The sequence below is a fragment of the Phocaeicola fibrisolvens genome (assembly GCF_025567125.1).
GTDB lineage: Bacteria > Bacteroidota > Bacteroidia > Bacteroidales > Bacteroidaceae > Phocaeicola > Phocaeicola fibrisolvens.
Window position 1 is genome coordinate 1 of the sequence record NZ_JAOQJI010000038.1, and the last position, 21,590, is coordinate 21,590.

The window sequence follows — 21,590 nt, forward strand, 5'->3', positions numbered from 1 at the left end:
AGGGCGTCGAGTCAGATGCGGCAGACGCGAAACCAAGTGATCTACCCTTGGCCAGGATGAAGTCTGGGTAACACCAGATGGAGGTCCGCACCAATAAGCGTTGAAAAGCTTCTGGATGAGCTGAGGGTAGGGGTGAAAGGCTAATCAAACTTGGAGATAGCTCGTACTCCCCGAAATGCATTTAGGTGCAGCCTCGCGGGTTACTGATGTGAGGTAGAGCGACTGATTGGATGCGAGGGCTTCACCGCGTGAGCCATTCTGGAGCGTATGGAAAAGCAAATGTAGGTATAAGTAACGATAAAGGGGGTGGGAAACCCCCTCGCCGAAAGACTAAGGTTTCCTGATCAACGCTAATCGGATCAGGGTAAGTCGGGTCCTAAGGCTCAGCCGAACGGCGAGGCCGATGGCAGAAACGGTTAATATTCCGTTACTACCTTTGAGGGTGACGTGGGGAAGCAGCAGTGACACCGCCGCCGGCTGACGGAATAGCCGGTTGAAGGGTGTAGGTTTTGATTTCCGCAGGCAAATCCACGGAAAGAGCCGAACCTGATAGTACGCCAACTCCTTCGGGAAGCGGCGATAGTGCGGGTAAGCAGACTGCCGAGAAAATCCGCTAAACATAACTTCAGAGGTACCCGTACCGCAAACGGACACACGTAGTCGGGTTGAATATACTAAGGCGCTTGAGTGAATCACGGTTAAGGAACTAGGCAAACTGACCCTGTAACTTCGGGATAAAGGGTCCCTACCCAGAAATGGGAGGGCGCAGAGAATAGGTCCAGGCAACTGTTTAACAAAAACACAGGGCTGTGCGAATATGAAAGTAGAGGTATACAGCCTGACACCTGCCCGGTGCTGGAAGGTTAAGAGGAGATGTCATCGCAAGAGAAGCATTGAATTGAAGCCCCAGTAAACGGCGGCCGTAACTATAACGGTCCTAAGGTAGCGAAATTCCTTGTCGGGTAAGTTCCGACCTGCACGAATGGTGTAATGATCCGGACGCTGTCTCAACCGTGAGCTCAGTGAAATTGTAGTATCGGTGAAGATGCCGATTACCCGCGATGGGACGAAAAGACCCCGTGAACCTTTACTATAGCTTAGCATTGAATTTGGGCACGCGATGTGTAGGATAGGTCGGAGGCTGAGAGACGGGCACGCCAGTGTTCGTGGAGCCGCTGTTGAAATACGACCCTTCGTTTGTTTGAGTTCTAACTCCTGGCAGGAGGACATTGCTTGGTGGGTAGTTTGACTGGGGTGGTCGCCTCCAAAAGCGTAACGGAGGCTTCTAAAGGTGCCCTCAGGACGATCGGTAACCGTCCGCAGAGTGTAATGGCAGAAGGGCGCTTGACTGGGAGACAGACAGGTCGAGCAGGTAGGAAACTAGAGCATAGTGATCCGGTGTTTCCGAATGGAAGGGACATCGCTCAAAGGATAAAAGGTACTCCGGGGATAACAGGCTGATCCCTCCCAAGAGCTCATATCGACGGAGTGGTTTGGCACCTCGATGTCGGCTCGTCACATCCTGGGGCTGGAGAAGGTCCCAAGGGTTGGGCTGTTCGCCCATTAAAGTGGCACGCGAGCTGGGTTCAGAACGTCGTGAGACAGTTCGGTCTCTATCTATCGTGGGCGTATGAAATTTGCGTGGCTCTGACACTAGTACGAGAGGACCGTGTTGGACCGACCTCTGGTTTGCCGGTTGTGCCGCCAGGCGCATCGCCGGGTATCCAAGTCGGGATCGGATAAGCGCTGAAAGCATCTAAGTGCGAAGCCGGCCACAAGATTAGATTTCTCAGGGTCGTTGAAGACGACAACGTTGATAGGATGCAGGTGTAAAGCTGGAGACAGCAAAGCCGAGCATTACTAATTGCCCGTCAGCTTTCCTTATCCGCGCCGGGCGGATGGAAAACATCGAAGGATGATATATACGTTCAGCCGAGTGCTGGGATTGCTTGCTTGTAAGTCATGATAAAATATGATTGATAAGGAAAATGGGTACGTTGTTCATTATTCATTTTTCATTATTAATTGAAAGGATATTAAGGTGACTATGGCGCGAAGGTTCCACCTCTTCCCATTCCGAACAGAGAAGTTAAGCTTCGCCACGCCGATGGTACTGCGTACAAGTGGGAGAGTAGGTAGTCGCCGTTTTACAGAGAGCCTCGAGATAGCAATATCTCGGGGCTTTTTTTGTGCCCGTAAGGGAACGGGGAGTAATACTTTTAAATAAATTGGCATCTGCTTTGGGGGCGTCGAATCAGAAAATCAGTATTTCTGTTTGTCCCTGCGAGTGGTTTTCGTATCTTTGGAAAAGAGAATCAAAGCGAATATTCTTTTTAATTGATCAGATGAATATGAAAACACACACCTTTCATTTTTTGAGAGCCATTTGTCTCGGGGGATTGTTGAGTGCGTCCGCTTTCTGTGTACATGCTGAGAATACAGTGTATCTTCCTTCGTCGGAGAATTTGCAGGCGCGAAAAGAGTTTCAAGATAATAAGTTCGGCATTTTTCTGCATTGGGGAATTTACAGTATGTTCGGGCAAGGAGAATGGTACATGAATAACGATAACATCGACTGTCATGAATATGCAAAAGTGGCCTCTGGCTTTTATCCTTCCCGATTTGATGCGCATGAGTGGGTCGCGGCTATCAAGGCTTCTGGTGCCCGGTATATCTGCATTACTTCCCGTCATCATGACGGGTTTTCCATGTTTCATACAAAATATTCGGATTACAACGTGGTGGATGCGACACCTTTCAAACGGGATGTTATTAAGGAATTGGCTGAAGAGTGTCAGAAGCAGGGCATCAAGTTGCATCTATATTATTCCCATCTGGATTGGACACGAGAGGACTACTATCCTTTGGGAAGAACGGGACACGGAACTGGCCGTACTTCGCACGGGGAATGGGCTACTTATTATGAGTTCATGAATCATCAGTTGACGGAGTTACTGACCAATTATGGTCCGATTGGAGCAATTTGGTTTGACGGAATGTGGGATCAGCCTGACGGATTCGACTGGAAGCTGGATGAACAGTACGCATTGATTCATAAATTACAGCCGGCCTGCCTGATTGGCAACAATCATCATAAGGCACCTTATCCCGGAGAGGACTTCCAGATGTTTGAGCGAGACTTGCCCGGTGAGAATAAAGCGGGCTTCTCCGGTGAGTCTGTGGTAGGGCGATTGCCTTTGGAAACTTGTGAAACAATGAATGGTATGTGGGGATATCAGATAAAAGACCAGAATTACAAGTCGGTTACGGAATTGGTCCGTCTGTTAGTCCGTGCGGCAGGGAAGGGGGCCAATTTGCTGATGAACATTGGCCCACAGCCTAATGGAGAACTTCCGGCGGTGGCCGTTGAACGGCTGAGAGGGGTCGGAAAGTGGATGTCGGAAAACGGGGATACCATCTATGGCACTGCAGCTGGAAACGTGATGACTGCCTCATGGGGCACGACTACCCGGAAGGGAAACATGCTTTACGTGCATCTGCTGACGGATGAAATGCCCCAGTTTGTGACGTTGCCTCTGACGGAGAAAGTTCTTTCTTCTAATGTATTTCATACCGGAGAGAAGGTGAAATGGGAAAAAATTCAAGGGGGCATTGTGTTACATACTGAAAATTTGGAGCCTTCTGTGGATTGTATTGTCGCGTTGAAATTAAAGGAATAATTATATTTGCAATAAAAAATAGAATGCCATGGTGATAAAAACAATTTTAGATACTGATTTATATAAGTTTACGACTTCATACGCCTATATCAAGCTCTTCCCGTACGCTATGGGAACCTTTACGTTCAAGGATAGAGACGACACGGAATATACGGAAGGTTTTCTGGAGGCGTTGAAGAATGAAATCCATAACCTGGAAATGGTGAAACTGGCACCGGAGGAACTGGAATATATGACTTCTCATTGTCGTTTCCTTCCGAGAGTGTATTGGGAATGGCTATCGTCTTTCCGTTTCGACCCCAATAAGATAGAAGTCTGGCTGGATGAGCAGCATCATCTGCAAATGTCCGTTACGGATTATTTATATAAGGTAACATTGTATGAAGTCCCCCTATTGGCTATCGTATCGGAGATTAAAAATCAGTTCCTGAACCGTATGCCGGACAAACAGGTTATTCTGGACAAGTTGGCGGGAAAGGTGGAACTGTCGAACGCCCATCAGATGCCTTTCTCTGAATTTGGTACACGGCGCCGTTTCTCATTTGACGTGCAGAAACTGGTGGTGGAGTACTTAAAGAAACATGCCCGTTATTGTACGGGAACTTCCAATTGTTACCTGGCCATGAAATACGGGATGTTGCCTATGGGAACGCATCCGCATGAATGGTTCATGTTTCATGGAGCACAGTTCGGTTACAAGCATGCCAATTACATGGCCTTAGAAAATTGGGTAAATGTGTACGATGGAGATTTGGGTACAGCCCTGTCGGATACCTATACTTCCGATTCGTTTTTGAGTAACTTCAGCCGGAAACAGGCGAAGCTGTTTGACGGCGTACGCTGCGACTCCGGCAACGAATATGAGTTTATTGATCGTCTGATTGCCCGCTACAAGGAACTGGGGATTGACCCGACTACCAAAACCATTATTTTCAGTAATGCGCTCGACTTTGAAAAAGCACTGAAGATATTCCAGTATTGCCAAGGTAAAATACGCTGTTCGTTCGGCATTGGTACCAATTTGACGAATGACACAGGTTATCAGCCTTCTAATATTGTCATGAAGCTGTCACGCTGCAAGATGACCATGAACCAAGAATGGCGTGAGTGCGTAAAGTTGTCGGACGATATGGGTAAGCACATGGGAAGCATGACCGAAGTAGAAGCCTGTCTGCACGAATTGCGTTTGCTTTCTGAATGATAGATTTACACCCTATTGCATGTGTTTGTGTGAATTTGTTGTTTAAATATTGAAAAAACTTTCTTTTTATTTTCTTATTTCAAAATATTGTATACCTTTGCAGCAACAAAAAAGAAACGAATAAAAAGATTCTGAAAATGAACACTATGTTTTTACATATTTTGCTATGCGGTCTGATTAATCTGCTGGAAAGCCCGGTGGGAAGTGAGTCGCGTGCATGCTGATGTAAAAACAATATCATATAAAGCCTTTCTCACTTCCTTGTGCGAAAGGCTTTTTTTTAGGATTATAGGAAATAAAAAAGATACTATTATGAGTGACAGATTATTTATTTTTGATACTACGCTCCGCGATGGGGAGCAGGTACCGGGATGCCAGTTGAATACGGTTGAAAAGATTCAGGTTGCCAAACAGCTGGAAGCTTTGGGAGTAGATGTAATCGAGGCTGGATTTCCAATTTCAAGTCCGGGAGATTTCAATTCGGTAATTGAAATTTCCAAAGCTGTGACCTGGCCGACCATTTGTGCGTTGACACGTGCCGTACAGAAAGACATCGACGTGGCTGCCGAGGCGTTGCAGTATGCCAAACACAAACGTATCCATACGGGTATCGGTACATCTGATTCACATATCAAATATAAATTTAATTCTACTCGTGAAGAAATCATTGAACGGGCTGTCAATGCGGTGAAATATGCGAAACGTTATGTAGAAGACGTGGAGTTTTATGCCGAAGATGCCGGACGTACGGAGAATGAATATCTCGCACGTGTGGTGGAAGCCGTTATCAAAGCAGGAGCTACAGTGGTAAACATTCCGGATACGACTGGTTATTGCTTGCCGGATGAATACGGTGCAAAAATCAAGTACTTGATGGAGCATGTGGACGGAATAGACAAAGCCATTATTTCTACTCACTGCCACAATGACCTGGGAATGGCCACAGCTAACACCATTAACGGTGTGTTGAATGGAGCCCGTCAGGTGGAAGTGACCATTAATGGTATCGGAGAACGTGCCGGTAACACCTCGCTGGAGGAAGTAGCCATGATTCTTCGCTGTCACCACGACATCCATATCGATACGAACATCAACACGCAGAAAATCTATCCTACCAGCCGCATGGTTTCCAGTTTGATGAACATGCCGGTGCAGCCCAATAAAGCCATTGTGGGACGTAATGCATTTGCTCATTCTTCCGGTATCCATCAGGATGGAGTGCTGAAGAATGCACAGACCTACGAAATTATCGACCCGAAAGATGTGGGTATCGATGACAATGCGATTGTATTGACGGCACGTAGCGGACGTGCGGCTTTGAAACATCGTCTGCATGTGTTGGGCGTAGAAATGACGCAGGAGAAATTGGACAAGGTGTATGAGGATTTCCTGAAGCTGGCAGATAAGAAGAAAGATATTACGGATGACGATATTCTGGTATTGGCTGGAGCCGACCGCAATGTGAACCATCATATCAAACTGGAATACTTGCAGGTGACCAGTGGAGTAGGAGTCCGTTCCGTGGCCAGTCTGGGATTGAATATCAGTGGCGAACATTTTGAGGCAGCCGCTACGGGTAACGGACCGGTGGATGCAGCCATCAAGGCCGTGAAACAGATTATCAAGCGTCAGATGACCTTGAAGGAATTTACTATTCAGGCCATCAGTAAAGGTAGTGATGATGTTGGTAAGGTACACATGCAGGTGGAATACGACGGCCAGATGTACTATGGTTTCGGAGCCAACACTGACATTATTGCCGCTTCGGTAGAGGCATACATCGATTGTATCAATAAATTCAGAAAATAATTAAACGAGATATTTTTATGGCTAATACGTTATTTGACAAGATATGGGATGCACATGTGGTGCAGAAGGTGGAAGACGGACCTACCCAATTGTATATAGACCGTCTGTATTGTCACGAGGTGACCAGTCCGCAGGCTTTTGCCGGGATGCGTGCCCGTGGATTGAAATGTTTCCGTCCGGAACGCATCTATTGTATGCCGGACCACAATACGCCGACGCATGACCAAGACAAGCCGATTGAAGATCCGGTCTCAAAGGCACAGGTGGATGCGCTGGCCAAGAATGCAGCCGATTTCGGGTTGACGCATTTCGGAATGATGAACAAGAAGAACGGTATTATCCATGTGGTAGGTCCGGAACGTGGACTGACCCTTCCGGGCATGACCATTGTTTGTGGTGACTCACATACTTCTACTCACGGTGCAATGGGAGCGGTTGCTTTCGGAATCGGTACCAGTGAGGTGGAAATGGTGATGGCTTCGCAGTGCATCCTTCAGGCTCGTCCGAAAACCATGCGTATCACGATTGACGGCAAGTTGGGAAAAGGTGTGACAGCCAAGGATGTAGCCTTGTATATGATGTCGAAGATGACGACCAGTGGTGCCACAGGTTACTTTGTGGAATATGCCGGTGAAGCTATCCGCAGCCTGACCATGGAAGGACGTCTCACCCTGTGTAACTTGTCTATCGAGATGGGGGCCCGTGGAGGAATGATTGCGCCGGACGAAGTGACCTTCGAATACATTAAAGGTCGTGAATATGCGCCGAAAGGAGCGGAATGGGACAAGGCATTGGCTTATTGGAAGACGTTGAAGAGCGATGACGATGCCGTGTTCGACAAGGAGGTTCGTTTTGATGCGGCAGATATCCAGCCGATGATTACCTATGGTACCAATCCGGGTATGGGTATGGCGATTACCGCACATATTCCGACTACGGAAGGAATGAGTGACGTGGAAAAAGGTTCCTTTGAAAAATCCTTGCATTACATGGGCTTCCAGCCGGGAGAGAGTCTGCTGGGTAAAAAAGTGGACTATGTATTCCTTGGAGCTTGTACCAACGGACGTATTGAGGATTTCCGGGCTTTCGCTTCTATCGTGAAAGGACGTAAGAAAGCAGACCATATTACTGCATGGCTGGTGCCGGGTTCTTGGATGGTGGATGAACAGATTCGGCAGGAAGGACTGGATAAAGTTCTGGAAGAAGCGGGTTTTGAAATCCGTCAGCCGGGATGCAGTGCCTGTCTGGCCATGAACGACGACAAGATTCCGGCAGGAAAGTATTCCGTGTCTACCAGCAACCGTAATTTTGAAGGGCGTCAGGGACCAGGTTCCCGTACGTTGCTGGCCAGTCCGTTGACAGCGGCAGCCGCTGCCGTAACCGGTGTGATAACAGATCCGAGAACGTTAATGTAAAAAATGAGTGTCATGAAACAGAAATTCAATATCATAACAAGTACTTGTATTCCTTTGCCTTTGGAAAATGTGGATACGGACCAGATTATTCCGGCACGTTTTCTGAAAGCGACGACCCGTGATGAAAAGTTTTTTGGTGACAATTTGTTCCGCGACTGGCGTTACAATCCGGATGGTTCGTTGAACAAGGATTTTGTGTTGAACAATCCGAAGTACAGTGGACAGATTCTGGTGGCCGGAAAGAATTTCGGTAGTGGCTCCAGCCGTGAACATGCGGCATGGGCGATTGCCGGATATGGTTTCAGAGTGGTGGTGTCCAGCTTTTTTGCCGACATTCACAAGAACAATGAATTGAACAACTTCGTGCTTCCGGTGGTGGTAAGTGAGGGATTCTTGAAAGAATTGTTTTACTCGATTTATGCCGATCCGAAAACAGAAGTAGAAGTAAATCTGCCTGAGCAGACTATTACCAATAAAGCGACCGGTAAGTCTGAAAAGTTTGAAATCAATGCCTATAAGAAGCATTGTCTGATGAACGGACTGGACGACATCGATTTCTTGGTAGAGAATAAAGATAAGATAGAAGCCTTCGAAAAGGCACGTAACTAATCGGCGGAAGCATAGAGTATGGATAATCATCCGAGAATAGAAATAATGGACACGACGTTGCGCGACGGTGAACAGACCAGCGGCGTATCGTTCGTGCCTCATGAGAAACTGATGATAGCGCGTCTGCTGCTGGAAGACCTGAAAGTGGACCGGATAGAGGTGGCTTCTGCCCGTGTGTCGGATGGTGAGTTCAACGCGGTAAAAATGATTTGTGACTGGGCGGCACGCCGTGGCCTGTTGCAGCGGGTGGAAGTGCTGGGTTTTGTGGACGGAACCGTTTCTGTAGACTGGATTCATCGTGCAGGATGCCGGGTTATCAATCTGCTGGCAAAAGGCTCGGAAAAGCATTGCCGTTATCAGTTGAAAAAGACGCTTTCGGAGCATCTGGCTGATATCCACCAGGTGGTGGATTATGCCTTGACGAAGGACATGGATGTCAATCTGTACTTGGAAGACTGGAGTAACGGAATCAAGGACTCTCCTGAGTATGTGTTTGAGCTGATGGACGATTTGAAGGACAGTGGTATCAAGCGCTTTATGTTGCCGGATACATTGGGAATCCTCAATCCGTTGCAGGTGATTGAATACATGCGCAAGATGAAAAAGCGGTATCCTGACCTGCATTTCGATTTTCATGCCCATAATGATTACGATTTGGCCGTGAGCAATGTGCTGGCAGCTGTGCTGAGTGGAGTAAAAGGATTGCATACCACCATCAACGGATTGGGTGAACGGGCTGGAAATGCTCCGTTGGCCAGTGTGCAGGCCATCTTGAAAGATCATTTTCATGCGATTACCCGCATTGACGAGAGCCGGTTGAACGACGTAAGCCGCGTGGTAGAGTCTTATTCCGGTGTGACGATTCCGGCCAACAAACCGATTGTGGGTGAAAGTGTCTTTACACAGGTGGCAGGCGTACATGCCGATGGAGACAATAAGAACAAGTTGTACTTCAACGATTTGCTCCCGGAGCGCTTCGGGCGTGTACGGGAATATGCCTTAGGAAAGAATTCCGGAAAAGCCAATATCCGCAAAAACCTGGAAAGCTTGGGTCTTGAGCTGGATGAAGAATCGATGAAGAAGGTGACCAACCGCATCATTGAGTTGGGCGACCGTAAGGAGCAGGTTACTCCGGAAGATTTGCCATATATCATTAGTGATGTGCTCAAGCACGACGGGATACAGAACAAGGTGAAATTGCTCAGCTATTTTGTCACTTTGGCTCAAGGACTGAAACCGATGGCTACGTTGAGCATTGAGATTGATGGAAAGACTTATCAGGAAAGCTCTTCCGGTGATGGACAGTATGACGCTTTCGTGCGTGCGTTGCGTAAGATTTATAAGAATACGCTGGGCCGCAAGTTCCCGATGCTGGTGAATTATGCGGTGACCATTCCGCCGGGCGGACGGACCGATGCCTTTGTGCAGACCGTGATTACATGGAATTACGAGGATAAGGAGTTTCGTACCCGCGGATTTGATGCCGACCAGACGGAAGCAGCCATCAAGGCTACGATTAAAATGTTGAACTTGATAGAAGATTTAAATTAAACGTATCTGATTATGGATTTTAAAATAGCAGTATTAGCCGGTGACGGAATCGGACCGGAAATCTCTGTACAGGGAGTAGATGTAATGACGGCCGTTTGTGAAAAATTCGGCCACAAAGTAACTTATGAATATGCACTTTGCGGAGCTCATGCCATTGATGAAGTAGGTGATCCGTTCCCGGAAGAAACTTACCAGATTTGTAAGAATGCCGATGCGGTTCTGTTCTCGGCGGTAGGTGACCCGAAATTCGACAATGACCCTACGGCGAAAGTACGTCCGGAACAAGGTTTGCTGGCCATGCGTAAGAAATTGGGATTGTTTGCGAACATCCGTCCGGTACAGACTTTCAAATGCTTGGTTCACAAATCTCCGTTGAAGGCGGAATTGGTGGATGGGGCTGATTTCCTCTGCATCCGTGAACTGACAGGCGGTATGTACTTTGGCGAAAAATACCAGGACAACGACAAGGCATACGATACCAATATGTACACTCGTCCGGAAATCGAACGTATTTTGAAGGTAGGTTTTGAATATGCCATGAAACGTCGGAAACACCTGACGGTAGTAGATAAGGCCAATGTGTTGGCTTCTTCCCGTTTGTGGCGTCAGATTGCCCAGGAGATGGCTCCTCAGTATCCGGAAGTGACGACCGATTATATGTTTGTAGACAATGCAGCCATGAAGATGATTCAAGAACCGAAGTTCTTTGATGTCATGGTGACGGAAAATACATTTGGAGATATTCTGACCGATGAGGGCTCTGTCATTAGCGGTTCAATGGGCTTGCTTCCTTCTGCTTCTACCGGTGAAAGCACTCCTGTATTCGAGCCGATTCATGGTTCCTGGCCACAGGCAAAGGGCTTGAACATTGCCAATCCGTTGGCACAGATTCTGTCGGTTGCCATGTTGTTTGAATATTTCAACTGCAAGGAAGAAGGCGCACTGATTCGTCGGGCAGTAGACGCTTCATTGGATGCCAATGTGCGTACACCGGAAATTCAAGTGGAAGGTGGAGCCAAATACGGCACGAAAGAAGTGGGTGCCTGGATTGTAGATTACATCAAGAAGGCTTGATAGGATTGAGCCGAAAAGAAATAGAAAGAGGGATTTTCCGCGTGGAAGCTCCCTCTTTTTTGTCTTAGAATTTTTTGACCCGGATGTGGCAATAGGGCTCTCCGCCGGTCTTGTCATAATAATGTTGGTGGTATTCTTCTGCGGGCCAGAAGGTGGTGGCAGGGGTAAGCCGGGTGTGTACCTCATAGCCTTTGTCTTTCAAAATCTGAATGACTTTTTCAGCCTGTTGCTTCTGTTCGTCGTTCAGATAGAAAATCTCACTGCGGTATTGCGGGCCAATATCCGGGCCTTGTCCGTCGGTCTGTGCCGGATCGTGAATCTCAAAAAACAATTTGCATAAATCAGTATAAGTGGTCTGTGCGGCATCGTATTCCACAAGTACGGCTTCTGCATGTCCGGTGGTATGAGCTTTCACTTCCGGGTAAGTAGGGTTTTCCTTGTGTCCTCCTGTATATCCTACGGTGGTACGTATCACTCCTGCGGCACGTTCCATCTGGTGTTGTACGCCCCAAAAGCATCCGCAGGCAAAAATCGCTTTTTCGGTTTTCATAATTTTCTAGTTTTTATGTATAAATGATTGTTCAAACTTACAAAAAAATATTGTAATATCTCTTTGTTCGGTTTAGAAATGCTACCTTCGCATCAATTCAAAGAAATAAGGAATGAAATATTTAGTTTTTATTTTGTGTAGTATATTCTCGTCTGTGTGTACTTTGCAGGCGCAGTCGTATAATGAAATAGTAGAGCTGGCAATGAATTGTGTGAAGAAGGACAGCTTGGTACAGGCTGAACAGCTTTTTCGGCAAGCATTGAAACTGGAACCAAACAATGCCCGGAATGCGTTGCTTTTTTCCAATCTGGGAACCGTTCAAAAGCGCTTGGGAAAGACGGATGAGGCCATTGAATCGTATACGTTAGCTTTGAATATAATTCCTTATTCAACTACGATGTTATTGAACCGGGCGGCTCTCTATCTGGAAAAAGGATTGACTCAAAAGGCTTATTTGGATTATTGTAATGTGGTTGATCTTTTACCGAAAAATTTGGAGGCACGTTTGTTTCGGGCATATATTTACATGCAGCGGCGGGAATATAAGGAGGCGCGGATTGATTATAATGTAGTGCTGGAACAGGATGTGAAAAACAAAACGGCCCGTATGGGGCTGGCCATGCTGGATGAAAAGGAGGGGCGCGTTCAATCGGCAATGGATGAAATGAATCGTTTGGTGTCGGATTACCCGAAAGACGTATCTGTACTCAAAATGCGTGCGAATATGGAATGGGAGCATGGGCAATTGGAAGCAGCTCTATTCGATTTGGAAGAGGTGTTGAAACTGGATTCTCAGGATGCGTCATCCTATGTGATGAAAGGTGACATTTGTCTGGAATTAAAAAAGAAGTCAGAGGCTCGTGAGGCATACGAAAAAGCGATGACTTTGGGTGTCTCTCGTGTGGAATTGGCAGATAAATTGAAGCAGTGCAAATAATTGTATAAAAACCTTCGTTATTGTTTGTACTTTTTTTAAAAGTTTTTACTATCTTTGCGTAAAATCGTATAACAATGCAAATTCGTTCGGTCATAAAATTAGGAGTTGTACTTTCTGTGGTACTGTTTTGTATCGGGATTGCCTTCTATGGTTTTGCCCGTTTGAGTATGGCCGACAAGGAAAACAGTGTAGATGTTTTTGAATTTGTTCCTGAAGATTGTGCTGGCATACTGGAGACGGATAATATTGATAATTTCATGCATGCGTTTTCTCAGATGGCTTATTCTTCTCAACTGGATACTCTTCACCGGGCAGGTTTGATTAATGATATATTGACAGACCTGAGCCAATATTCTTCTGAGGCTGCGCATGGCTTGTCGTATCAGATGAATTATGTGGTGATGAGTTTTCACCGTCCTTATACGGCAATGGATGTCGTTGCATATTTTCGGATGGGAAAAGAAGGAAAACGTCAGCTGATTGAGGCAGTAAAAGGTAAATATGGGGCTGATTTTGTTCCCAAAAAAGAGTCATATAGAGGTAAGAAAATAGAAATTTATCCAATTAGTTCTACTAAATATCTTTCGGTATATACAACCGATGGCCTAGTGGTTGTCAGCTATCAGAAGAAGTTGATAGAACAGGTCATTGATGCCGTAAAAGACCAAAAGTCTTTGCGCGATGATTCGGTTTTTGCTGCGATTCATCAGCCTAAAGCAGCTAATTTTATTACGATTTATGGTCGAACATCTGCTATTCCTTTATTGTCGCGGGAAGATTGTCACAGCTGGAGTGAATATGACATCCATTTGAATAGTGAAGTCTTTTATTTGAGTGGGCAAATGTATGCATCTTCTTCTTGTATGGAGCGGACACTGGAAGGAATCCATGCATTGCCTGTTACGGAAGAATCGGACAGTTTGCTGGTTGTAGCAGGTACGGAGAAAGTTGATTCGTATATATCCCGTGTGGCGGCTTCTCCTTCTCACTCCTTATTTGACGAGTGCGTTTCCAACTTGTCACGTGAAGCTTGTTATATTATGGTAGCGGATATGGATAAGGTTTATATTTCTCCAGAAAAATATGCTTCCTATTTGCCACCGTTTATTATCCGTCATTCAGATTTATTCCGTCCTTTTATCTTGTCGGTACAGCTTACTGAGGTAGGCAATCGTCTCTCTCATATCTTTGTTTTTACTTATAAGGATTGATTTTAAATTTTATCTGAGCTTGTTTCTTTCAAAATGAGGACCTGCCTTAAAATGAAAATAAAGCAGGGAAACTACGGTCAATGAAGCTCCAAACAGGTAGGCCATTTTAAAAGTGGCTATTTCTGCGATGTATCCTCCGGTCAGCATTCCGATTCCCAAGCCGACGTCCCATGAGGTCAGATAGGTACTGGTAGCGGTTCCTCGCTGGTTGTTTGGGGCAAGATTCACAAACAAGGTATTGTAAGCCGGGAACATGGTTCCGAATCCGATGCCCAGCAGCAATGAAATCAGGAAGAAAATGATTGTTGTTATTCTCAGGCTCCATTCTACGAGCCATCCGCAGGCTGTCAAAGCGAAATAGCAGGCACTGACCAGGTATAATCCTGCGGCGATGACTTGGGTTACCAGTCCTTTGTCTACCAGTCTTCCACTAAACAATCGGCTGACAGCCATTCCTACCGCCATAAGAGTGAAAAAGAATCCCGTTTCTGTAGTAATGCCAATTTCTTGTGCGTACATGGCCACGTAGTTGGTGGTCATTCCATAAGGAATGGAGAGCAGCAGCAGACTGAGACCGGCAGGAAGTCCTTTGAGTAAGATAAAACGGTCGAGTGAAATAGGAGCACGTTTCACGGGGGCTTTGTAGGGAGTGCGTACGATACAGGCAGCAATGAAGCCTAAGACGCACGAGCCGAGTGCATACGAAAAGATAGTGGTGTAGGAAGCCCCTCCACTATGCAGAAACAAGCCGAACATCGGCCCTATAGACATAGCGATGTTGTTGGTCAGTCCGTAGTACCCCAATCCTTCTCCTCGTCGGGAAGAAGGCATGATGTCGATGACCAGGGTGTTGCCACCTACGGTCACCATTCCGAAGGAAAAACCGTGAACGACACGAAAAATGATAAACAAGGTCAATACGGTGGCAGTCATGTATCCGGCAAAAATCAGCGTAAAGATGAAGTAAGCCAGCAGGTATAAAGGTTTGCGGGCAAACGTGTCCAGAAAATAACCGGAAAACGGACGGATGCACAAGGAAGAAACCGTATAGCAGGAAAGGACGATTCCGATAGTAGTGTGTGAGGTATGGAATACTTCCGACAGATAGAACGGAAGAATCGGCGTCAGTAGCCAGAATCCGAAATAGAGCAGAAAATTAGCTGCCAGGATGGCGCAGAAACTCGGCGTGACCAGTTTATCTTTTGGCATATTCGGAGGAGAGTAATTATTAAGGTGTATATAGATAAACACGGATTACACAGGATGCAGTCAGAGAAATTCCCTTTCCACTTTTTCCGGTGTAATCCGTGTTTTTATTATGATAGCGTATGGAAAATCAAGAATCAGTTGGCTGATTCGAATTCTTCCAAGAAGCGTGTGTCGTTTTCGGAGAACATACGCAAGTCTTTTACTTTGTATTTCAGGTTCGTGATACGTTCCACTCCCATACCGAAAGCATAACCTGTGTACACTTTGCTGTCGATGCCGTTGGCTTCCAGCACTGCCGGGTCTACCATACCGCATCCAAGGATTTCTACCCATCCGGTATATTTACAGAACGGACAGCCTTCGCCACCGCAGATGTCGCAGCTGATATCCATTTCTGCACTGGGTTCCGTAAACGGGAAGTACGACGGACGCAGGCGGATTTTCGTGTCCGGGCCGAACATTTCCTGTGCGAACTGCAGCAGCACCTGTTTCAGGTCGGTGAAAGAAACGTTCTTGTCTACGTACAGACCTTCTACTTGGTGGAAGAAGCAGTGAGCACGGTAGCTGATTGCCTCATTACGGTACACACGTCCCGGGCAGATTACGCGGATAGGCGGTTGTGACACTTCCATTACGCGGCTCTGTACGGATGAAGTGTGCGTACGGAGGATGATGTCAGGATGGGTTTCGATGAAGAAAGTATCCTGCATGTCGCGTGCCGGATGGTCTTCAGGGAAGTTCATGGAAGAGAACACATGCCAGTCGTCTTCAACTTCCGGACCGTCGGCGATGGTAAAGCCCATACGGCCGAAGATATCGATAATTTCGTTGCGTACAATTGTCAGCGGATGGCGTGTACCGAGTTTGATAGGGTAGGCTGTACGGGTCAAATCCAGTTCGGCAGCACTGTTGTCCTGATTCTCGAATGTTTCTTTCAAAGCAGCAATGCGTTCTTGTGCAAGATTTTTCAACTCGTTCAATTTCATACCTACTTCTTTTTTCTGTTCTGCAGGTACGTTACGGAAGTCAGCCATCAGTGCATTGATGGCACCTTTTTTGCTCAGGTATTTGATGCGTAAAGCTTCCAGCTCTTCTGGATTCTGTGCTGTGAGTCCTTTTACTTCCTGAAGCAACTGTTCTATTTTTGCTAACATATCTCTTCTTTAATTATTTTGTTTGCAAAGGTAAGGATTTAAACTGAAAAATTCTGTTTTTCATTCAATAAAAAAGAAAACTCTTGTTTCATAGATAATGAAAAGAAAAAAAAGGTAATTTTGCGGCGATATTTGAGGAAACCAAATGAAAAGACTAATCATTGGATGCTGTTTGCTGATGCTGATGGCATCGTGCGGTGGTGGAAAGAAAAAGGCAGATCCTTTCGCCGCATTGACTGAACAAATTGATTCTATAAAAGTACATCCGGATTCCATTCAGGACTCAACCGTGGTAGTAGAGGAACAGGTTCCTGCAGCAGCAGATGAAAGTTTTGCCGATTTCTTTTATAATTTCGCTTCCGATGAGGCGTTTCAGCGGACGCGTGTGGTGTTTCCATTTTCTTTGTATAAAGGGAAACAAGTGACACGTATTCAGAAGGCAGACTGGAAGTTTGATCCCTTGTTCAGTCGGGAGCCGGCCTATACCGTCCTTTTCGATAAAGAAGAAGATATGGAAATCGAAAAGGATACCAGTCTGCATAGTGTGCAAGTCGACTGGATTTTTCTGACAGACCGAAGAATCAAGCGTTATTATTTTCAGCGGAAAAAAGATTCCTGGTTTTTGGAGGCCATCAATGTGGAAAAATTGCCGAACGAAGAAGATGGAAAGGAAGATTTCTATGCTTTCTATGAGCGGTTTTCACGGGATTCCTTGTTTCAGCAAGAACGTTTGCACGATCCGTTGAAGTTTGTGACAGCTGATCCGGAGGATGAGTTTCAGATACTTGAAACAACTTTGGAGCAGGGGCAATGGTTTGCTTTCCGTCCACCGATGATGAAGGGACGCATGACCAATGTGCATTACGGTCAGCCCGAGAATATACATTCAGACTATAAAGTCGTGGAATTTAAAGGATTTGGCAACGGTTTCAGTAATACCCTGTATTTTGAACGCTACGGAGGGGTATGGAAACTGATGCGATTTGAAGATTTGAGCGATTGACGATATGAAGGACTTTACAAATTATTCATTGCTTCCTTATAATACGTTCGGAATGGATGTAAAGGCGGCTCGTTTCGTGGAATATGAATCAGTGGATGAACTGCAGTGTTTCTTGAACGGACGGCAGGAGAAGGATGCGCCTCTTTTGCACGTAGGAAGAGGAAGCAATCTGCTGTTTGTGTCCGATTATTCGGGAACTGTGTTGCATTCCGGCATTAAAGGCATGCAAGTGGTGCAGGAAACAGAGGATTTTGTGGACCTGCGTGTCGGAGCCGGTGAAGTGTGGGATGACCTGGTGGATTATACCGTACAGAAAGGATGGTATGGAGCAGAGAATCTTTCCTTGATACCCGGTGAGGTAGGTGCGTCTGCGGTGCAGAACATCGGGGCCTATGGGGTAGAAGCGAAAGATTTGATTGTGGCTGTCGAGACGGTTTCTGTCGCTACCGGCGAACTACGGGTGTTTACGAACGAAGAATGCCGTTATGCGTATCGTGAAAGCATCTTCAAGCAGGAACTGAAAGGAAAATATATCGTCACTTATGTTACTTATCGCCTGAAAAAACATCCGGTGTATCATTTGGATTATGGGAACATCCGTTCCGAATTGGAAAAAGAGGGCGGGATACTTTCTTTGGCTGTTCTCCGACGAATCATCATACGTATCCGGGAGGCCAAGCTTCCCGACCCGGAAAAAATCGGGAATGCCGGTAGCTTCTTTATGAATCCCATTGTGTCGGTGGAACAGTTCGAAGCCTTGTGTAAAGTCTATCCGGATATGCCTCACTACAAAGTGGATGAAAACCGGGTGAAAATTCCTGCCGGATGGATGATTGACCGTTGCGGCTGGAAGGGGAAACACTTGGGCCGGGCGGGAGTGCACGACAAACAGGCGTTGGTGCTGGTGAATCTGGGTGGGGCCACCGGAGAAGAGGTGGTCCGGCTGGCAGAAGCGATAGTCCGTTCGGTGAAAGAGAAATTTGGTATTACCATTTGTCCGGAAGTTAATTTTATTGGAGAAAAGCAATGAAGGTCACAATATTAGGTAGTGGCACCTCGACAGGTGTACCACAGGTGGGATGTACGTGTGAGGTGTGTACAAGCAGGGATCCGCATGACAACCGGTTGCGTTGTTCGGGACTGGTTGAGGTAAACGGGGTACGTATCCTGATTGATTGTGGCCCGGATTTCCGGGAGCAGATGATCCGCTTGAACGATTACCACCCGATTGACGGAGTATTGATTACACACGAGCATTATGACCATGTGGGCGGACTGGATGACTTGCGGCCTTTCTGCCGTTTCCGGGACATACCGGTGTATGCCGAGGAATATACAGCCACACGCCTGAAAAACCGGATGCCCTACTGTTTTGCCGAGAATCTTTATCCGGGTGTACCGCACATCCCTTTGCACTACATAGAAGAAGGGGTACCTTTCACTGTATCCAGCCTGGAAGGGAATGAAGTGGAAGTCATGCCTTTCCGCGTGATGCATGGGCAACTTCCCATCATGGGATTCCGTATCGGTCCGATGGCCTGGATTACCGACATGTCGAGAATGCCGGAAGAAAGCTATGACTGCCTGAAAGACCTGAAGCTTCTGGTGATGAATGCCTTGCGAATTGAGCCTCATTGGACACACCAGTCTTTATCCGAGGCACTGGAACAGACGCAGCGCATCCATGCCGAAAAAACTTATTTCATTCACATGAGTCATCAGATTGGGTTGCATGCGAAAGTGCAGGCACAATTGCCGGAAAACGCCTGTCTGACCTACGACGGACTTCAGCTTGAGGTGGATGAGAGCGGCAAGATGAAGTGACTCATAAGATAAATTAATATACCTATGGTGCTTTTTTGTTGATAAATCTGTATCTTTGTGCCCTATTAAGTAGACATTTAAGTAGAAAAAATCAAAATAATAGGAAAAATGGCACAAGAAGACGTTTTCAAGAAACTTGTTTCACACTGTAAAGAATATGGTTTTGTATTCCCGTCAAGTGAAATTTATGATGGACTGGGCGCCGTATACGATTACGGTCAGAACGGTGTGGAACTGAAAAACAATATCAAACAGTACTGGTGGCAGAGCATGGTGTTGCTGCATGAGAACATCGTAGGTATCGATTCTGCAATTTTCATGCATCCTACCATTTGGAAGGCTTCCGGACACGTGGACGCTTTTAATGACCCGTTAATTGACAACCGTGATTCCAAGAAGCGCTACCGTGCCGATGTTTTGATTGAAGATCAGATTGCCAAATACGACGAAAAGATAAACAAGGAAGTAGCCAAGGCTGCCAAGAAATACGGGGATGCTTTCAATGAAGCTGAATTCCGCAGCACCAATCCGCGTGTGCTGGAACACCAGGCCAAACGCGATGCGTTGCACGAACGTTATTCCAAGGCAATGAATGCCAACGACCTGGCAGAACTTCGTCAGATTATTTTGGATGAAGAGATTGTATGTCCGATTTCAGGTACAAAGAACTGGACAGAAGTGCGTCAGTTCAACCTGATGTTTACCACCGAAATGGGTTCTACTGCCGACGGTGCCATGAAGGTTTATCTTCGTCCGGAAACCGCTCAGGGTATTTTCGTGAACTACTTGAACGTACAGAAGACAGGACGTATGAAGATTCCGTTCGGTATCGCTCAGATTGGTAAGGCTTTCCGTAACGAAATCGTGGCCCGTCAGTTCATTTTCCGTATGCGTGAGTTCGAACAGATGGAAATGCAGTTCTTTGTAAAACCGGGAACCGAACTCGAATGGTTCAAGAAATGGAAAGAGACTCGTTTGAAATGGCATAAGGCACTGGGCTTTGGCGATGACCACTATCGTTTCCACGACCACGAAAAGCTGGCTCACTATGCCAATGCAGCAACCGATATCGAGTTCCTGATGCCGTTCGGTTTCAAGGAAGTGGAAGGTATCCATTCTCGTACCAATTTCGACTTGAGCCAGCACGAAAAATTCTCTGGCAAGAGCATCAAGTATTTCGATCCGGAAATCAACGAAAGCTATACTCCGTATGTCATCGAAACTTCTATCGGTGTGGACCGTATGTTCCTGAGCGTGATGAGTGCCGCTTATCACGAAGAAAAGCTGGAAAACGGCGAAACACGTGTGGTATTGAAGTTGCCTGCTGCTTTGGCACCGGTGAAACTGGCTGTCATGCCGTTGGTCAAGAAAGACGGTCTGCCTGAAAAGGCCCGCGAAATTATCGATGACCTGAAATTCCATTTCAACTGCCAGTACGATGAAAAAGATTCTATCGGAAAGCGTTACCGTCGTCAGGATGCCATCGGTACTCCGTATTGTGTGACTGTCGATCATCAGACATTGGAAGACAACTGCGTAACCTTGCGTAACCGTGACACCATGGAACAGGAACGTGTGGCGATTGCAGATTTGAATAATATCATTGCAGATAAAGTCAGCATTACCAGTTTGCTGAAGGCCCTGTAATCACAAAGTAAATTTTACATGAATAAGAACCTATTTTGGCTGATTGCCTTGTCGTTTGCTCTTTCTTTCGGGTTGGCATCGTGTGCGGAAGATACCACTGTGGAAGATCCGTATGCTAACTGGGAAGTTCGTAATGACCGTTATTTGGATTCCATTGCGGATGTAGCTCGTACGCATCCAGGGGAATGGGAAATCTATTGTAATTATAAGATTGCAAGTGAAAGCACAACTCCTGGATTGGGAAATACGACTGTGACCACTAATCCGTTTGAGACTCCAGCCAGTGCCAACGATTCGGTGTATATGAAGATTATTGAGCCGGGTACAGGGGCTACGCCTTTGTTTACGGACAGTGTCAGTGTATATTACCGTGGTAAGTTGATAAACGGTACTGTGTTCGACCAGAATTATACGGGAGATTTGGATGAAGAAATCCATGTACCAACTCATTTCGCTTTACAGGCCAGTCAGACAAGTGGGGGTGACGGGCTGATTGTCGGCTGGGTTACTGCGTTACAGAAGATGAAAGAAGGTCAGCGTGTCGAATTGTATATTCCGGCAGATTTGGCTTATGGAAGTTCGGAACGTTCATCCATTCCGGCTAATTCTATGCTGATTTTTGATTTGAAGTTGGAAAAGGTAATCCATCCGAAAGGAATCGAAGATTATAGCTTGAAGGTGAAATAATTAGAAATGTTGAAATAGAAAACGCCATG

General features: G+C 46.3%; 17 protein-coding genes and 2 rRNA genes. 16 read left to right on the forward strand and 3 right to left on the reverse strand.

Annotated elements, in window-relative coordinates; all coding sequences use genetic code 11:
- The 9 genes from OCV81_RS13360 to leuB form a co-directional block, all read left to right on the forward strand.
- Window positions 1-1,884: ribosomal RNA gene (locus OCV81_RS13360) — 23S ribosomal RNA — on the forward strand; the annotation flags it as partial.
- Window positions 1,885-2,037: 153 nt separating this feature from the next.
- A 5S ribosomal RNA gene (gene rrf / locus OCV81_RS13365) occupies window positions 2,038-2,148 on the forward strand.
- Between the two features lie 203 nt (window positions 2,149-2,351).
- A complete protein-coding gene (locus OCV81_RS13370) occupies window positions 2,352-3,680 on the forward strand; it encodes an alpha-L-fucosidase (RefSeq protein ID WP_148330470.1) in 1,329 nt (442 codons plus the stop codon).
- Between the two features lie 28 nt (window positions 3,681-3,708).
- Window positions 3,709-4,881, forward strand: a complete 1,173-nt coding sequence (gene pncB / locus OCV81_RS13375) for a nicotinate phosphoribosyltransferase (RefSeq protein WP_148330472.1) — start codon at window positions 3,709-3,711, stop codon at window positions 4,879-4,881.
- A gap of 312 nt (window positions 4,882-5,193) precedes the next feature.
- Window positions 5,194-6,690, forward strand: coding sequence for a 2-isopropylmalate synthase (locus OCV81_RS13380; RefSeq protein WP_148330474.1), 1,497 nt, complete (start codon window positions 5,194-5,196; stop codon window positions 6,688-6,690).
- Window positions 6,691-6,707: 17 nt separating this feature from the next.
- Window positions 6,708-8,105, forward strand: coding sequence for a 3-isopropylmalate dehydratase large subunit (leuC, locus tag OCV81_RS13385; protein ID WP_148330476.1), 1,398 nt, complete (start codon window positions 6,708-6,710; stop codon window positions 8,103-8,105).
- A gap of 12 nt (window positions 8,106-8,117) precedes the next feature.
- Window positions 8,118-8,714: a 3-isopropylmalate dehydratase small subunit gene (gene leuD, locus OCV81_RS13390; protein WP_148330478.1), complete on the forward strand. Its 597-nt coding sequence runs from the start codon at window positions 8,118-8,120 to the stop codon at window positions 8,712-8,714.
- Between the two features lie 18 nt (window positions 8,715-8,732).
- Window positions 8,733-10,265, forward strand: a complete 1,533-nt coding sequence (locus OCV81_RS13395) for an alpha-isopropylmalate synthase regulatory domain-containing protein (RefSeq protein ID WP_148330480.1) — start codon at window positions 8,733-8,735, stop codon at window positions 10,263-10,265.
- Window positions 10,266-10,277: 12 nt separating this feature from the next.
- Entirely contained in the window at window positions 10,278-11,339 is a 1,062-nt protein-coding gene (leuB, locus tag OCV81_RS13400; protein WP_148330482.1) for a 3-isopropylmalate dehydrogenase, read from the forward strand.
- A 64-nt stretch (window positions 11,340-11,403) separates the two neighbouring features.
- Here the strand turns inward: leuB and msrA are convergent, their stop codons facing one another.
- A complete protein-coding gene (gene msrA, locus OCV81_RS13405; RefSeq protein WP_148330484.1) occupies window positions 11,404-11,889 on the reverse strand; it encodes a peptide-methionine (S)-S-oxide reductase MsrA in 486 nt (161 codons plus the stop codon).
- 112 nt (window positions 11,890-12,001) lie between these two features.
- On the opposite strand from msrA, the gene OCV81_RS13410 reads away from it, so the two are divergent.
- Together OCV81_RS13410 and OCV81_RS13415 are read left to right on the forward strand one after the other, a co-directional pair.
- The gene (locus OCV81_RS13410) at window positions 12,002-12,826 is read left to right on the forward strand and encodes a tetratricopeptide repeat protein (protein WP_148330486.1); all 825 of its coding nucleotides are present in this window, start codon (window positions 12,002-12,004) and stop codon (window positions 12,824-12,826) included.
- A 167-nt stretch (window positions 12,827-12,993) separates the two neighbouring features.
- Window positions 12,994-14,037: a DUF3352 domain-containing protein gene (locus tag OCV81_RS13415; protein WP_262640368.1), complete on the forward strand. Its 1,044-nt coding sequence runs from the start codon at window positions 12,994-12,996 to the stop codon at window positions 14,035-14,037.
- A 9-nt stretch (window positions 14,038-14,046) separates the two neighbouring features.
- On the opposite strand, the gene OCV81_RS13420 is transcribed toward OCV81_RS13415, so the two are convergent.
- Complete coding sequence (locus OCV81_RS13420) at window positions 14,047-15,246, reverse strand: MFS transporter (protein ID WP_148330490.1); 1,200 nt, start codon at window positions 15,244-15,246, stop codon at window positions 14,047-14,049.
- A 134-nt stretch (window positions 15,247-15,380) separates the two neighbouring features.
- Window positions 15,381-16,400, reverse strand: a complete 1,020-nt coding sequence (gene pheS / locus OCV81_RS13425; RefSeq protein ID WP_148330492.1) for a phenylalanine--tRNA ligase subunit alpha — start codon at window positions 16,398-16,400, stop codon at window positions 15,381-15,383.
- 145 nt (window positions 16,401-16,545) lie between these two features.
- On the opposite strand from pheS, the gene OCV81_RS13430 reads away from it, so the two are divergent.
- The 5 genes from OCV81_RS13430 (at window position 16,546) to OCV81_RS13450 (ending at window position 21,561) form a co-directional block, all read left to right on the forward strand.
- Window positions 16,546-17,403, forward strand: a complete 858-nt coding sequence (locus OCV81_RS13430) for a DUF4348 domain-containing protein (protein WP_148330494.1) — start codon at window positions 16,546-16,548, stop codon at window positions 17,401-17,403.
- Between the two features lie 4 nt (window positions 17,404-17,407).
- Window positions 17,408-18,433, forward strand: coding sequence for a UDP-N-acetylmuramate dehydrogenase (gene murB / locus OCV81_RS13435; protein WP_148330496.1), 1,026 nt, complete (start codon window positions 17,408-17,410; stop codon window positions 18,431-18,433).
- Entirely contained in the window at window positions 18,430-19,227 is a 798-nt protein-coding gene (locus OCV81_RS13440) for an MBL fold metallo-hydrolase (RefSeq protein WP_148330498.1), read from the forward strand. The genes murB and OCV81_RS13440 overlap by 4 nt, the downstream gene beginning before the upstream one ends.
- A gap of 108 nt (window positions 19,228-19,335) precedes the next feature.
- Window positions 19,336-20,874 carry a glycine--tRNA ligase gene (locus OCV81_RS13445; protein ID WP_148330500.1) on the forward strand — a complete coding sequence of 513 codons (1,539 nt, stop codon included), beginning with the start codon at window positions 19,336-19,338 and terminating at the stop codon, window positions 20,872-20,874.
- Window positions 20,875-20,892: 18 nt separating this feature from the next.
- Window positions 20,893-21,561, forward strand: a complete 669-nt coding sequence (locus OCV81_RS13450; RefSeq protein WP_022354329.1) for an FKBP-type peptidyl-prolyl cis-trans isomerase — start codon at window positions 20,893-20,895, stop codon at window positions 21,559-21,561.
- Window positions 21,562-21,590 lie beyond the last annotated feature (29 nt).